Here is a 14,281-nt window from a genome sequence, read left to right on the forward strand (position 1 = left end):
GTATGGAAAGCAGATACAATAGAAAAACAGTTTTAATACGGAGGAGCGGTAAAATTAATCTCCAAAAATTTACATTTCCTGATAATGTATTATCAAATAATGTGCTGAAAAAATCAGCTTCACAATGAAAGGAAAGTTAAGTGGATATCTGTATCAAAGTAAACTCTTCCATTATACGTTGATATATTCGATCTTAAAACGGAATGGACTAAGAAAATTTTGAATGGGGAATAGAATGGGAATGAAAAAGTGGTTTGGTTCTGCAGGTGTATGTGTACATGAAAAAAGTCAAATACTTATGGTGAAACAGGGCAGACCCAAGGAAAAAAGGCTTTGGTCAATCCCGTCTGGTGGCAAAGAATTAAATGAAACTTTTGAAGTGTGTTGCATCAGGGAAATTAGAGAAGAAACAGGATATGATGTAAGTGTAGTTAGACCGCTGTTCGTAAAGGAATGTGCAGAATTTGGTGTTGAGATCGAAATACATTATTTTGAGGTTAAGCTAGATGGTGGTGAAGCGATGATTCAAGATCCTGACAGCCTAATCTATGCCATTGACTGGAAATCATTTGATGAAATAGACGAATTGGAACTTTCTTTTCCTGAGGATAGAAAATTTCTGCTAGATTTTTTAAAGTGAAATCCTTTTAGCAAAAATGATGAGGTTATTTATGTGGATTTGAAATTAATGGACATGAAGTCATAAGAATACCGAACAACACGCAGCAATAAGCCAATTTTATTAAGAAACCAATACAATTACATATGAAATAAAGTCAATTAAGCTAGAAACGGAGTGTACATATGAGAGTTTTACTAGAGTTACTTCGCATCATTTTTATTTTTGCTTTACTTGGAGGATTAGCATGGCTGGTTGTAGGTGAAGTCTATGCAATAAATGCTGAAACGCAAAAATATCAATGGATTGGTGCCATTGGAATTTATACATTACTTTTTGTTTTATATCGGAATAGATTACAGTTTTCTGGCTGGTATAAGGGCAGTGGAAGAAAAAAGTTATCTAAAAAGGTATCTTTATCGTTAATTTGTTTGTCTGTATTGTTGCTAGCTATGCCGATTATGATAGGGTTTTATCAGGCGTAAAAAAAGTAAGTTGATCGAGAAATACAAGAAAAGGTATTATTCGTGTGTGAAGTGGGGATGTTACATTTAGTAATTTTCCCGCAACTTTATTAACATAGATAATTATTTGATAATTTTAAATTAACTATGTATTATTATAAGTAAAAAGTCGGAGGTTTGATCAAATTATGGCAACCATCAAGGATTTTATGGAGTTGGATATTCGAATCGGTACTGTAGTAAAAGCAGAGCCATTTCCGGAGGCACGGAAACCTGCGATAAAATTAGAAATCGACTTTGGTGAACTTGGGATGAAACAATCATCTGCCCAAATTACAGAAAGGTATAATCCTGAACAACTAATTGGTCGCCAAGTGGTTGGAGTAGTTAATTTCCCCCCAATGCGGATTGCAGGATTTAAATCGGAAGTGCTTGTTATTGGTGGCGTTCCAGGAGAAGGAGATGTTGTACTTTTGCGTCCAGATGAACCTGTTGAAAATGGAACGCATGTGTCGTGAGTGGATAATTTAATTACAAACAAGTTTGAGAGGAGAACCATTATGTCAAATTTCGGTAATGATGTTCAGTTTAGCGTGTATCAAACAATGCCAAATCCAAATCCTAATAGACTTCCAGTAGTTTATGAAGACTGGGAAAAGAGCGCTCGTGAAGCATTAGATGATGGCCCGTTTTATTATGTGGCTGGTGGTGCTGGTGGAGAAAAGACAATGAAAGCAAATCTTGAAGCGTTTGATCGCTGGAAAATTGTTCCGAGAATGCTGCGGAATGTGGAAGATCGAGATTTGACCGTAGAACTATTTGGTGATACATATAATTTCCCTGTTTTACATGCGCCAATTGGAGTGCAATCGATTATTCATAAAGAGGGGGATTTAGGTTCAGCACGAGCATGTGCCAAAATGGGCGTTCCATTCATCGCAAGTTCCGCATCAACAATACCAATGGAAAAAATTGCTGAAGTGATGGGAGATGCACCACGTTGGTTTCAATTGTACTGGAGTAAGGATCCGGATGTTACAGCAAGTTTCCTAAAGCGTGCAGAGGCTTCAGGGTATTCGGCGATCGTAGTGACACTGGATACGCCAATGATGGCTTGGCGTGAGAATGATTTGAAAAACGTATATTTACCTTTTTTAATCGGAGAAGGCGTTGGTAATTATCTGACCGATCCAGCCTTTTGTGCCAAACTTGAGAAATCACCAAAAGAAGATCCAACAGCAGCTATTATGCATTGGACAAAGGTGTTTGGAAATGCAAGTTTAACATGGGACGATATAGCTTTTTTACGAAAACATACGAAACTACCAATTTTGGTAAAAGGAATCCTTCATCCTGATGATGCGAAATTAGCAATTGAGCATGGGGTTGATGGCATTATCGTGTCCAATCATGGTGGGCGTCAAGTGGATGGAGCAACTAGCGCTTTGGAAGCACTTCCACTTGTCAATGAGGTTGTACAAGATCAAATTCCCGTACTTATGGACAGCGGTATTCGTCGCGGGTCAGATATCATCAAAGCAATGGCACTAGGGGCGAAAGCAGTGCTAGTTGGAAGACCGTGTATGTATGGACTGGCCACTGCGGGCGAAAAGGGCGTTAAAGAAGTTTTGCAAAATATGGTCGCTGATCTGGATATTACAATGGCATTAGCTGGAGAACGGTCTGTACGCAACCTTAGCAAATCAATACTTAGAGAAACGAAATAACACAAATTAGTTTCATAAAAGGAGGATTTGCTGTGGAATACGACGTGATTGTAGTAGGAGCAGGACTCGCTGGTCTTGTCGCAACAGCGGAAATAGCAGATGGCGGTAAAAAAGTATTGCTACTGGATCAAGAGCCTGAAAGTTCGTTAGGCGGACAGGCATGGTGGTCATTTGGTGGATTATTTCTTGTTGATTCACCTGAACAGCGCCGGATGGGGATAAAGGATTCAAAAGAGTTAGCATGGCAGGATTGGATGGGAACAGCCGGTTTTGATCGAGAAGCCGATGAAGATTATTGGGGACGAAAATGGGCGGAAGCTTACGTTGATTTTGCTGCCGGGGAAAAACGCGCCTGGTTACATGAAATGGGAGTGCGTATTTTTCCAGTAGTTGGCTGGGCTGAACGAGGTGGTTATCTTGCTGAAGGACACGGTAATTCTGTGCCTCGGTTTCACATTGTTTGGGGAACAGGTCCCGGAATTGTAGCCCCATTTGAACGGCGTGTCCGAAAACACATAGATAACGGGCTTGTTACATATAAACCAAGATATCGTGTTGATCGTTTGCTTAAACATAATGGTGTCATTGTTGGTGTGAGTGGCTCTGTTCTCGAACCAAGTACAGCTGCTCGTGGAGAAAAAAGCTCCAGAAAAGTGGTAGATGATTTCGAACATCAGGCACAAGCAGTGGTCGTTACTAGTGGTGGTATTGGCGCGGACCTAGACTTGGTCCGAAAAAATTGGCCGAAGCGTCTTGGGGAACCACCAAAGCAAATGATTTCTGGCGTACCCGCACATGTTGATGGGCGCATGCTTTCGATAACGGAAGCGGCTGGTGGACGAATTGTTAACCGTGATCGCATGTGGCACTATACAGAGGGTATAAAAAATTGGAATCCTGTTTGGCCTGACCATGGCATTCGTATACTTCCGGGACCATCATCCATTTGGCTTGATGCAGAAGGGAACCGTTTTTCTGCACCTAATTTCCCAGGATTTGATACATTAGGTACACTCGAAGCTATTCAAACCGGATACGATTATTCTTGGTTTATTTTGACACAAAAGATAATTGAGCGTGAATTTGCCCTTTCCGGGTCTGAGCAAAATCCTGATTTAACTGGGAAAAGTATTAAACAAGTATTGGGTAGAGCACTGCCAGGCGCATCTTCCCCTGTACAAGCATTTATGGACAAGGGAAAAGATTTTATTGTAGCCGACAATATTGACAATCTTGTTATTGGAATGAATAAATTAATTGGAAAAAAACGACTGAATGCTGAACATGTTGAACGGCAAATCCAGGCTCGTGACAGGGAAATTGATAATGCCTTTACAAAAGATCTACAAGTAACAGCAATGCATGGAGCGCGAAACTACCTTGGCGATAAATTAATTCGCGTTGCGGCCCCACACAAAATTTTAGATCGGAAAAACGGTCCGCTTATCGCTGTTCGCCTAAATATTTTAAGTCGAAAAACATTAGGTGGATTACAAACTGATTTGTCTGGTAACGTACTGAATGATGAGGGTGTTGCGATACCTGGTCTCTATGCAGCTGGGGAAGTGTCCGGATTTGGCGGTGGAGGTGTTCACGGATATCGTTCGTTGGAGGGTACGTTTGTTGGTGGTTGTCTGTTTACTGGTCGAGAAACAGGTAGGGCTATACTGAAGGAATTGGGTTGATTTTCGTCTCACTACACCTTACCAACATAGGTTTAATTTTTTCCGTTTTGAGGGACGATAACTACAATGAAGTTTTCACTCGAAATGGAGGAGATTAGCAATCGGACGCTTGATTAGAAAACTAATTAAATATGGACCAATCATCTATCCTATTATTAAAAAGTTCATTGATAAACGGAGAGGCAAAAAGAATTATGATCAATCGTAAAAAATAACGAAGCTGGTTTGATTGTTAAACCAGCTTCGTTATTTTAACTAAGGACCAAAACAATTTTTGTAAATAAGTGCTAGTTGTCAAAGGAAATCAGTAATAGAAAACATGTCTCAAAAAAGCACCTGATTTACTTTTCATAATCTTACTTCTTTTATATTTTTTGCAAGCGTATACAATTCTGCAATAATAGTGTATACGCTTATTTTGCTTTTTTCCCTATTTCATGGGTTCGCTTGAATGTCGCTCTTTTGAATGTTAACTTGTATAACCGTTGACGGTTTTTTTGCTTTTGCTTATTCGTATGCAACTTGAGATTGATAGATTAAGAAGTTGCATAACCTTCAAAAAAGCAAACAAAAACTAGAAGGAGCGATTTGGTGAAATTTGGAGTTTTTATTTCGCTAGGTATTTATATGCTTGGCATGCTATTAATTGGATACTGGTCCTACCGAAAAACATCTAATTTATCGGATTATATGTTAGGCGGACGTGGATTAGGGCCAGCAGTAACAGCTTTATCAGCAGGTGCATCTGACATGAGTGGTTGGATGGTTATGGCGCTGCCTGGTGCAATGTATGCAACAGGGTTTGCCAGTGCATGGCTTGCGATTGGGCTGACAGTAGGTGCGTATGTGAATTATCTTGTGTTGGCACCTAGATTAAGAACGTATACAGAAGTTGCGAATGATTCGATTACGATCCCTGATTATTTAGAAAATAGATTTCATGATAAATCTAATATGCTAAGACTTGTTTCCGGTATTGTAATTTTGATCTTTTTTGCGTTATATGCATCAGCCGGAATGGTCTCAGGTGGTAAATTATTTGAAAGTGCATTTGGTTTGGATTATAAAATTGGCTTATTTCTAACTGTCGGTGTTATTGTAGCCTATACGTTATTCGGCGGCTTCTTAGCAGTTAGTATGACGGATTTTGTGCAAGGTGTTATTATGTTTCTAGCGTTAATTTTGGTCCCGATTGTTGCGCTGACAGATGTTGGTGGAACACAAGAAGCATGGGATCATATTCAACGCATTGATCCTTCGCTACTTGATTTCTTCAAGGGGACATCCGTTCTTGGTATTTTATCATTTTTAGCATGGGGTCTTGGTTACTTTGGACAACCTCATATTATTGTGCGGTTTATGGCAATCAGTTCAGTTAAAGAATTGAAGACAGCGCGTCGTATCGGGATCGGTTGGATGGCCATATCGATTATAGGTGCAATGGCAGCTGGTCTGATTGGTGTTGCATACTTCGCTGATCATCCTGGACAACTCGGAGATCCAGAAACAGTTCTGATTGTATTTGCGAATGTATTGTTCAATCCGTATATAACTGGATTCATTCTAGCGGCAGTGCTAGCTGCGATTATGAGTACCGTATCCTCACAACTGCTTGTTACTTCAAGTGCGGTTACAGAGGATTTCTACCGGACATTCTTTCGGAAAAAAGCAACTGACAAAGAACTAGTTTTAATCGGTCGGTTGGCAGTATTAGTTGTTGCAGTCATCAGTTTGATTCTCGCTTATACGCCAAATGATACGATTTTAGGTCTTGTCGGTAATGCTTGGGCAGGATTTGGTGCAGCATTTGGTCCAGTTGTATTATTAAGCTTGTATTGGAAACGGATGACCAAATGGGGAGCACTTGCCGGAATGATTGCCGGTGGTTTGACTGTAATTATTTGGCTCGCTATTCCAGGTCTGTCTGAATTCCTTTACGAGATCATACCTGGATTCATTATCAGTTTGATTGCCGTTATTGTTGTTAGTAAAATGACGAATAATCCGGAAAAAGCTGTACAAGAACAATTTGAACAAATGGAGCAAAAATTATCTGAAGAAGAATAAATGTGTTCAAACGTCACTATCTATGGAAATAGATGGTGACGTTTTTTTACTTTCAAAAAAGGGATGAAATCATATATGAACGAAAACCTATGGAGATTAGAACGAGCCGATACATGCATGAATTGAGGATCAACATATTTTTTTGGTTGTTTTTTTAAAGTTTTTTTTCATAATGTTTGTTGCTTTTTTATTTCGTAGTTGATATAGAATGCGATGTAGTGACAATTCTTTTTTGTGACGTTTTCTCTCACTCTAATGTGACCTGAGTGTTTGAACCCGCTACGGCAGAATACTTCGCTTTCCGTGGACACGGTTTCAGCCTCCTCAGAAGCAAAAACCACTTCCTGCGGGGTCTTTTCAGACACGTGCTGTTCCCACAGGACAAGTGATGCTTCGTCAGCGTTACATCGCACGCAGAAAATTGATCTGTATTTTCAAGGAGTCTCCGTATTCTGCCTCCGCTAGCAAAAGTTTTCTGGCTAGAGAGAAGTTATTGATTTAAAGTTCCATGATTTTCTTCTCACTTGAAGAGAAAGACTTTTTCAGGCTTGGGGAAAATGCGAGACTCCTATGGAAAAAGGAACAGTCTGAAGACCCACAGGAAGTGGTTTTCTTCCGAGGAGGCTGAAGCGTTCCCCATGGAAAGCGAGTATTTTCCCCAAGCCGCGAATTACCATTCATCTTGTAAAGGACGGGAGAAAGCCAGGTAAAGGTTGTGCCGCATTCTATATCTATTGTGTAAAAAACAACAATATTAGAAAAACAGCTTTTTGAAAAAATATCAAAGAAAAGATAGAAATTAATTCTATTTTCGTTCGTTCTAGTTTATCATTATATAATAGTAGAAATTATTTTAAAGTTGATGGTCATAAAAGGAAGGTAATATATGTCGGAAGAAAACATTACGAGACTCAAATTAGATGATAAGGAATTTATACTTATTGGGACTGCCCATGTTTCCAAAAACAGTGCCGAACAGGTGAAAGAAGTTGTCGATTCCGAAAACCCGGACGCTATTTGTATTGAATTGGATGAGCAGCGGTATCAATCAATTGTGGAAGAAAACAAATGGCGAGATACAGATATTTTCAAAGTTATTAAGGAGAAAAAAGCCTCTTTATTGTTAATGAACCTTGCCATATCCTCTTTTCAAAATCGCATGGCAAAACAATTTGGTATTAATCCCGGGCAGGAAATGATTCAGGGAATCCGTTCGGCTGAGGAAACAGGGGCAGATCTTGTCTTAGCTGATCGAAATATTCAAACAACATTTTCCAGAATATGGGGTGGGATTGGACTTAAAGGGAAAGCTACCCTGCTCATGCAAATCATCGGAAGTATTTTCAGTAAAGAGAGTATTACAGAAGAAGAACTGGAAAAAATGAAAAATCAGGATACGATTAATACAATTCTGAATGAGTTTACGGAGAGTTTTCCTAAATTAAAAACACCTTTGATCGACGAACGTGATCAATATTTAGCGCAAAAAATTAAGGATGCACCTGGTAAAAAGGTAATCGCGGTGCTTGGTGCTGCTCATGTTCCGGGGATAACAAAAGAGATAAAAAAAGATCATGACTTGAAACGATTGACTGAAATTCCGCCAAAATCCAAGGTTCCTAAAATAATTGGCTGGTCGATCCCTATCCTAATTATTGCACTAATTGCCTATACGTTTATCTCCAATCCATCTGCCGGATATCAGCAGACACTCAGTTGGATATTATGGAATGGTTCGTTTTCGGCACTTGGCGTTATAATTGCATTAGGACATCCATTAACCATCCTTACTGCCTTTGTTGCGGCACCGATCTCATCGTTAAATCCACTCATAGCTGCAGGCTGGTTTGCGGGCATTGTCCAAGCCTATATTCGCCGGCCTAGTGTACGCGACTTTGAGAAACTTTCAGAGGATGTTTTCAGTATAAAAGGCTTTTGGCATAATAGCGTCACACGTATTTTACTGATTGTTGTCTTAGCAAATTTAGGTAGCTCACTGGGAACCTTCATTGGTGGTGCAGACGTTGTTCGGTTATTTTTTGAAAATATCTAGTAATGATTTGGATAAGATTGGACAAAATGAGATGTATGGAAAATATAAAAGCGCTCTGTTATACGTAACAGAGCGTTTTTTATTTGGTGAAAATCCCGATATAAGTATTTACTAACTGGTTAGAACCACTATATTCAGTTCCAGAATCGGGAGCTTTAAAACTATTAATGAGCATTTGACTTTCATTTTTGACGAAAAAGTTTTATAATAATTTAAAACAGTTTTTATATTATGTTTTTTAATAAAAACGTCCTGAGTACATCGCAGTATGAGAGGGTGCTGGAATGCTAAGCGGCGTTAGATTAATAAATGGTGGGGAACTTTCCTAAATATATAAAATTCCTGGCCTAAATATAGCCGTCTCAAAAGAAATCCTTTTGGGGGCGGCTTTTTCATTGGGAAAGGTAAAATAATCGAATGAACAATATGCAAACTGATTTCCCAAAGGAGTACAAAAGTTGCATCGCGTACCAAGGAATGAGCATCATATAGCTATTTTTTCGATTTGCAAAATAGCTATATTTCTCCATAAAAAGCGAGAAACAAGGCATCTAATTTTTGTGGAAATGAAAAATGCTGCTATAAACCTGTAATTCTCCTAACGTTTGAATTTGAAAACAGGATTTTCGTTATTTGCATAAAATTGAGGGCGCATTATAATGGAGTAAATATCCTGGAAATGAGGAAGATCAATATGAAGATAGTTAACGCACGGAATTATGCTGTGCGCTCACCATTAATTAAAATATAAAAAAGAGGAGCTGTTAGCATGGCAGAACTAAAATATGAGATTATCGAAACAATTGCAGTACTTTCCGAATCGCCAAAAGGCTGGACAAAAGAGCTTAATTTCATTAGTTGGAATGGCCGAGAACCAAAATATGATTTACGAGATTGGGCACCAAATAAGGAAAAGATGGGGAAAGGTGTTACGCTAACAGAAGAAGAACTATCAAATCTGAAAGTTGCTTTATCAAAAAAACTAAATCATAAATTTTAGAACATGAATGATGCATGGACCATAATCAATACGAATAAGTTAATTATGGTCCATTATTTTAGCTGGTATAAATCGTTGAAGGTCATTCAACGATCCTCATGTTTCCAAGTCGTTTCTTTCCCACTAATAGGACATACCGGGAAATCTTCATCTTCACTAAATGTTACTCTTTTACCTGATTGGCAGATATATTCCCCATTTACGGGAACACCTTGACCAGTTCGATATTCTCGATAATTTTCATCCATTTTGACTGCCTCCATTTTATAAAAAAAGACATTGCGTAATGACCTTAATTAGTATAATCACATGCTTTCTTAGTCTGTTATAATTATGAAGGAATATACATATAAGAGCGTAAATAATAGATGGAAGGTGTATTCCCTTGAAAAGTAAGCAAATACGACTTCATTTTCAAAAACTGGAAGCGCAAAGAACTGCTTTTTTCCGAGATAGTAACTTGAATTTTGCGGATTCGTGGACAAGGCCTTTGCCGGAAAAATGGTCAATCGGCGAAACACTCTATCATCTTCTTTTAATGGCAAGGTTGTTCAGGAGATTTTCGCTTGTTTACATACCTGTTATGCTTCCGCTAGCACATCTTAGAAAGAAAAAGGCCTATAAAATAGAAATACACGACATTTATCAAGAATACCGGCTTAAGAAAAAACGTGCTATGAATGCGCCATTTCTAATAAAACCACCGGCTGATCTGGAGGAAAAGTGGAATGTTGAAGAAATAAAAAGCTTTCTTGAACAGGAGACAGATAGGTTGATGGATATCCTTAATAATATCGATCAGGATGTGGCGGGGCAGATTTATTACCCTGATCCGATTGCAGCATACCCTAACTTGATACAATGCATCCATTTACTCGCGATTCATGAGCAGCATCATTTTACTATTACGAAAAAATATTATCGTTAAATTGAGTAATAAAGGTTTTCATACACACGTCATATAACACGATACAGCGGAATTATAACTGGTGTGTCTCGATTTACTAATGCTTATAACCGAATGGCACCGCTTTCTCTCACTAATTGAACCTTATACGCACTATTTTGGCTTACCCCCTTGCAACATTGTGCACAGATGTTATCCTACATAGTGTTGTGAACGAACGGAAGAAACTACATCTGGAGGAGATTCACATGTTAAAACAAAAGATAATTGCATTTTTGGGTGCAGGTTCTATGGCTGAAGCAATGATTTCTGGGATGATCCAAACGGAAAAAGTGCCAGCTGAGCAAATTATCGTAACAAATAAATGTAATCAAGAACGTTTAAATACAATTGAAAATAAATATGGAGTCCGGACAGTTCCACTAGCTGAATTGCCCTATGCGGAAATTGACTACTTTATTTTAGCAATGAAGCCAAATGGTGCGGAGGAAACACTTGCGGCGATTAAGGACATTATTCGTGTTGATCAAGTGGTTGTTTCCGTGTTAGCAGGGATTTCGACTTCTTACATGGAAGAGCGATTAAACGTTGGGCAAGAGGTAATTCGCGTTATGCCGAATACGTCAAGCATGATTCAAGCATCCGCCACAGCTATGACACCGGGAAGACATACGAAGGAAGACAATGTAAATATCGCGAAAGAACTACTTGAATGTATGGGGAAAGTTTACATTATTGAAGAAGATCAAATGGACATTTTCACTGGCTTAGCAGGAAGTGGACCAGCATATTTCTATTATTTAATGGAACAAATGGAGAACATCGGAAAAGTTAGTGGAATGGATGGGGAGCAGGCACGAAATATTGCCGCTCAAACACTTTATGGCGCTGCAAAAATGATTATAGAGCGTCAGGAATCCCCAGCAGACCTACGCAAAAAAGTTACATCACCAAATGGTACGACTGCCGCCGGACTTGAGGCACTTGAGAAATATCACGGTGGGGAAGCTATTTCACAGGCAGTCAGCCATGCAGCGAATCGATCTAAAGAAATTAGCAAAGAACTTGACCGAGTATTGGTTACTTCTTAATCCTGATAGAACGCACCAACAGCATACTACCAATCATTTTGCCTTGTTACACGTATGGAGCGTGTGACAAGGCAATTTTTTGATTCAGGAAATTTATCATTCCTTTATGAAAGGCATATACAAGTGATCCTACCGTAAAAGGTTGTTCATATATTTGAATATGGAAAAATAGCGGGGATAATCACAAACTACCCCTGTTATTTTATTAAGCGATTTGCTTTCTTTCTTAAAGAGAACGTCTTCTAGATTTTTTTATGTTTAAAAAAAATGAAACATAATTATAATTTCATGGGTCTTATAAGTGCATGGCAAGGAGGATTTTACATGAAGGATTATCGCGATTATCCAACTAAATTAAATAAAGATCAACTTTATGCAGCTGATAAAGAAGAAATAATAAGCGATCTAATGGCAGCTCATTCGAACAAGGTATACTTACTTGCTTACTCTTATGTGAAAGACCATGGAATAGCTGAAGATGTCGCTCAAGAAGTTTTTATTAAATGCTATCGACACTTGGATAAGTACCGAGGAGAGGCATCTATTACTTCCTGGATTTATCGAATAACGGTGAACACATCAAAAGATTTTTTAAGGAAAAACAAATTTATGAATATCATATATCCACGTCATTTTTTTGATGGCTTTATGCGCAGTGAAAGCTCTGAAGATACGTATCTAAAACAAAATAGAAAAGAAGAAATGTTACAGACCATTTTTGCCCTGCCAATAAAATACCGAGAAATTTTGGTTTTATATTATTTCCATGAGCAAAAGATCGATGAAATTGCAAATTCCCTTAAAATTAATGCCAACACAGTAAGAACTAGATTGGTCAGGGGCAGGAAGAAACTAAAACAAAAGTTGTATTTTGTTGAAGGGAAGTGATTATTATGGATGAAAAATTTAAGAAAATTAAGGATTATTATTACAATAACTACTTTAAACAAGAAACTGCTGAACGAATTAAAAATGGTGTGTTTGACGAAATAAAAAAGAAAAAAGTAAAAACTCCTGTTGGTAAAAAAGTGATGTACTTCAGTTCAGCTATTGTACTGCTATTTGGAATATTAATTGGCTCAGCATTTGTATCGCCTTCTGTTGCCAATGTTTTAGCACAAATTCCAGTTCTAAACGGACTTTTTGAGAAAGATTCTCCTTCTTCCTCTTTAGGCAAATCCGTAACAGATGAATTGAGGGAATTGGATTACAATATTGGCGGTTCATTCCTTGATGTTCGGAAAAAAACAATCGGAGTAGGAATAATAGGATCGGAAAGTTATTTTAATGAAGTGAAAAAAGATGTCGAGCAAGAAATAGAGGACATATTACATGAAAAAGGATTGGATGCCTATCATGTAAAAGTAGGGCGTGAAGAAGAAAGAGTACCTGTTGAAAGTGAAATTTCCGATGAACAAAAGAAAGAAATTGAAGCCTATATGAAAAAAAGCAAAGATCTCGAAAATGCTATTTTGAATGAATTGGCTAAACAGAATTATGATATTCTTTCAGCACATGTAAGAATTAACAAGATAGAGAAGTTTATCCCGTTAGAAATACCAGTATCTGAAACTAGGGTCGAGGAGATCAAACAAGTTGTAAATAATATCGTGGAAGAAAAGAATTTAGATGATTTCAAAATTAAAGTATATAAAATTGATCCAGAGAAAGAAAAAGCTGATAGAAGATGGAGCCCGGTTATTACTACGATTGCGGAAGGGCTAATTGGAATGAAAGAGTTAAAAGTTGAAGGCGTAGGATATTCCTTCTATCCATCCCCGTTAACACTTTCAATAAGGACATCGATTGATTCATCAGACTCAAATGCAAAGGAACTTGGTAATGAAATTAAGCGCAAAGTTCGTCAATTTATTGAGTCTAATGAAGTGGCGGAAATCGTGAAAGATGATCCTTATAATATTAACGTTTATAGTAAAGATAAAGAAAAGATAAACTAGGATTCTGCAAAAGAAGAACTATAAAAAGGCTAACTCTAATTTGGTTTAGCCTTTTTGAACATCCTCTTATAGAGGTTGTTCAAAAAGTCACCAAATGGTAAGCGGCGAATCTCTTCGTTGGCTTGTCTTTTCGGTCCTCATGTAGATTTTGCCTACATTCCGGTCCTCAAGACTACACCGCCTCGACCTTCTTGCTTCTAATTTGGCGACTTTTTGAACACGCACTTATAGTGGAAAAAATGTCTTGGAAATCTAACGAATATAGTCTTCAGCATTCCCTAATCCATATCTGATAAAGCTCAATTGCAAAAAGGTTCGCATTCGTATCTTCCACAGTTAACTCAGTAAGCGGAAGCGTCATTTCCTCATCACCACGTTTGCAAACAAGCTTAATCCCATCTGCTTCATCCACATTCATTTCTTGATCTAATCCTACGCAAGTAACCTCAGTTTTTTCGTTTAATGCCAAAAATGGAAACGATAGTTCATCACGTAAATAATCATAAAATGTTAACAACCGTTCTTCATTTACCACAAGTGAATTTGCTTGTTCATTCCCATAATAGTTTTTCAATATAGATGTGGTAGGAGCTCCTAATATTCTCGCTACCTGTACTTTCCAATCGCTCATACCATTTGCCTCCAACGTGCTTTTGTACAGTTTTAGTATAAAAGGTATCCGGAAACGTGTCTATCCATTAGCTCCAAAA

General features: G+C 38.1%; 14 protein-coding genes. 12 read left to right on the forward strand and 2 right to left on the reverse strand.

Features of this window, described 5'->3' with window-relative positions; translation table 11 throughout:
* The first annotated feature begins 241 nt into the window (after positions 1 to 241).
* The 8 genes from ACW2QC_RS16885 to ACW2QC_RS16920 all read left to right on the forward strand — a co-directional run bounded on the left by ACW2QC_RS16885 (position 242) and on the right by ACW2QC_RS16920 (position 9,615).
* The gene (locus tag ACW2QC_RS16885) at positions 242 to 640 is read left to right on the forward strand and encodes an NUDIX hydrolase (protein ID WP_457545127.1); all 399 of its coding nucleotides are present in this window, start codon (positions 242 to 244) and stop codon (positions 638 to 640) included.
* A gap of 164 nt (positions 641 to 804) precedes the next feature.
* Positions 805 to 1,104 (forward strand): hypothetical protein, encoded by a 300-nt coding sequence (locus tag ACW2QC_RS16890; RefSeq protein ID WP_457545113.1) that lies wholly within the window; start codon positions 805 to 807, stop codon positions 1,102 to 1,104.
* A 167-nt stretch (positions 1,105 to 1,271) separates the two neighbouring features.
* Positions 1,272 to 1,601 carry a chaperone CsaA gene (gene csaA, locus ACW2QC_RS16895; protein WP_457545114.1) on the forward strand — a complete coding sequence of 110 codons (330 nt, stop codon included), beginning with the start codon at positions 1,272 to 1,274 and terminating at the stop codon, positions 1,599 to 1,601.
* A gap of 42 nt (positions 1,602 to 1,643) precedes the next feature.
* Complete coding sequence (locus tag ACW2QC_RS16900; protein ID WP_457545115.1) at positions 1,644 to 2,810, forward strand: lactate 2-monooxygenase; 1,167 nt, start codon at positions 1,644 to 1,646, stop codon at positions 2,808 to 2,810.
* 32 nt (positions 2,811 to 2,842) lie between these two features.
* Positions 2,843 to 4,495, forward strand: a complete 1,653-nt coding sequence (locus ACW2QC_RS16905) for an FAD-binding dehydrogenase (protein WP_457545116.1) — start codon at positions 2,843 to 2,845, stop codon at positions 4,493 to 4,495.
* Positions 4,496 to 5,086: 591 nt separating this feature from the next.
* Entirely contained in the window at positions 5,087 to 6,562 is a 1,476-nt protein-coding gene (gene putP, locus ACW2QC_RS16910) for a sodium/proline symporter PutP (protein WP_457545117.1), read from the forward strand.
* 886 nt (positions 6,563 to 7,448) lie between these two features.
* Complete coding sequence (locus ACW2QC_RS16915; RefSeq protein WP_457545118.1) at positions 7,449 to 8,615, forward strand: TraB/GumN family protein; 1,167 nt, start codon at positions 7,449 to 7,451, stop codon at positions 8,613 to 8,615.
* Positions 8,616 to 9,384: 769 nt separating this feature from the next.
* A complete protein-coding gene (locus tag ACW2QC_RS16920; protein WP_457545119.1) occupies positions 9,385 to 9,615 on the forward strand; it encodes a YdbC family protein in 231 nt (76 codons plus the stop codon).
* Positions 9,616 to 9,701: 86 nt separating this feature from the next.
* Here the strand turns inward: ACW2QC_RS16920 and ACW2QC_RS16925 are convergent, their stop codons facing one another.
* Complete coding sequence (locus ACW2QC_RS16925; RefSeq protein WP_457545120.1) at positions 9,702 to 9,863, reverse strand: hypothetical protein; 162 nt, start codon at positions 9,861 to 9,863, stop codon at positions 9,702 to 9,704.
* A 137-nt stretch (positions 9,864 to 10,000) separates the two neighbouring features.
* Between ACW2QC_RS16925 and ACW2QC_RS16930 the strand changes: the two genes are divergently transcribed.
* The 4 genes from ACW2QC_RS16930 (at position 10,001) to ACW2QC_RS16945 (ending at position 13,571) form a co-directional block, all read left to right on the forward strand.
* Positions 10,001 to 10,543, forward strand: a complete 543-nt coding sequence (locus ACW2QC_RS16930) for a DinB family protein (protein WP_457545121.1) — start codon at positions 10,001 to 10,003, stop codon at positions 10,541 to 10,543.
* Positions 10,544 to 10,770: 227 nt separating this feature from the next.
* Positions 10,771 to 11,613: a pyrroline-5-carboxylate reductase gene (proC, locus tag ACW2QC_RS16935; protein WP_457545122.1), complete on the forward strand. Its 843-nt coding sequence runs from the start codon at positions 10,771 to 10,773 to the stop codon at positions 11,611 to 11,613.
* Positions 11,614 to 11,937: 324 nt separating this feature from the next.
* A complete protein-coding gene (locus ACW2QC_RS16940; RefSeq protein ID WP_457545123.1) occupies positions 11,938 to 12,501 on the forward strand; it encodes a sigma-70 family RNA polymerase sigma factor in 564 nt (187 codons plus the stop codon).
* 5 nt (positions 12,502 to 12,506) lie between these two features.
* On the forward strand, positions 12,507 to 13,571 hold the full coding sequence (locus ACW2QC_RS16945) for a DUF4030 domain-containing protein (RefSeq protein ID WP_457545124.1): 1,065 nt from the start codon (positions 12,507 to 12,509) through the stop codon (positions 13,569 to 13,571).
* Positions 13,572 to 13,839: 268 nt separating this feature from the next.
* On the opposite strand, the gene ACW2QC_RS16950 is transcribed toward ACW2QC_RS16945, so the two are convergent.
* Positions 13,840 to 14,202 carry a calcium-binding protein gene (locus tag ACW2QC_RS16950; protein WP_457545125.1) on the reverse strand — a complete coding sequence of 121 codons (363 nt, stop codon included), beginning with the start codon at positions 14,200 to 14,202 and terminating at the stop codon, positions 13,840 to 13,842.
* Between the last annotated feature and the right edge of the window lie 79 nt (positions 14,203 to 14,281).

Source organism: Virgibacillus sp. FSP13, from assembly GCF_054048505.1.

Bases quoted from the DNA above. Each gene is read 5' to 3' on its own strand.
- ACW2QC_RS16885 (WP_457545127.1), top strand. From the start codon at position 242: ATGAAAAAGTGGTTTGGTTCTGCAGGTGTATGTGTACATGAAAAAAGT.
- ACW2QC_RS16890 (WP_457545113.1), top strand. From the start codon at position 805: ATGAGAGTTTTACTAGAGTTACTTCGCATCATTTTTATTTTTGCTTTA.
- csaA (WP_457545114.1), top strand. From the start codon at position 1,272: ATGGCAACCATCAAGGATTTTATGGAGTTGGATATTCGAATCGGTACT.
- ACW2QC_RS16900 (WP_457545115.1), top strand. From the start codon at position 1,644: ATGTCAAATTTCGGTAATGATGTTCAGTTTAGCGTGTATCAAACAATG.
- ACW2QC_RS16915 (WP_457545118.1), top strand. From the start codon at position 7,449: ATGTCGGAAGAAAACATTACGAGACTCAAATTAGATGATAAGGAATTT.
- ACW2QC_RS16920 (WP_457545119.1), top strand. From the start codon at position 9,385: ATGGCAGAACTAAAATATGAGATTATCGAAACAATTGCAGTACTTTCC.
- ACW2QC_RS16925 (WP_457545120.1), bottom strand. From the start codon at position 9,863: ATGGATGAAAATTATCGAGAATATCGAACTGGTCAAGGTGTTCCCGTA.
- proC (WP_457545122.1), top strand. From the start codon at position 10,771: ATGTTAAAACAAAAGATAATTGCATTTTTGGGTGCAGGTTCTATGGCT.
- ACW2QC_RS16940 (WP_457545123.1), top strand. From the start codon at position 11,938: ATGAAGGATTATCGCGATTATCCAACTAAATTAAATAAAGATCAACTT.
- ACW2QC_RS16945 (WP_457545124.1), top strand. From the start codon at position 12,507: ATGGATGAAAAATTTAAGAAAATTAAGGATTATTATTACAATAACTAC.
- ACW2QC_RS16950 (WP_457545125.1), bottom strand. From the start codon at position 14,202: ATGAGCGATTGGAAAGTACAGGTAGCGAGAATATTAGGAGCTCCTACC.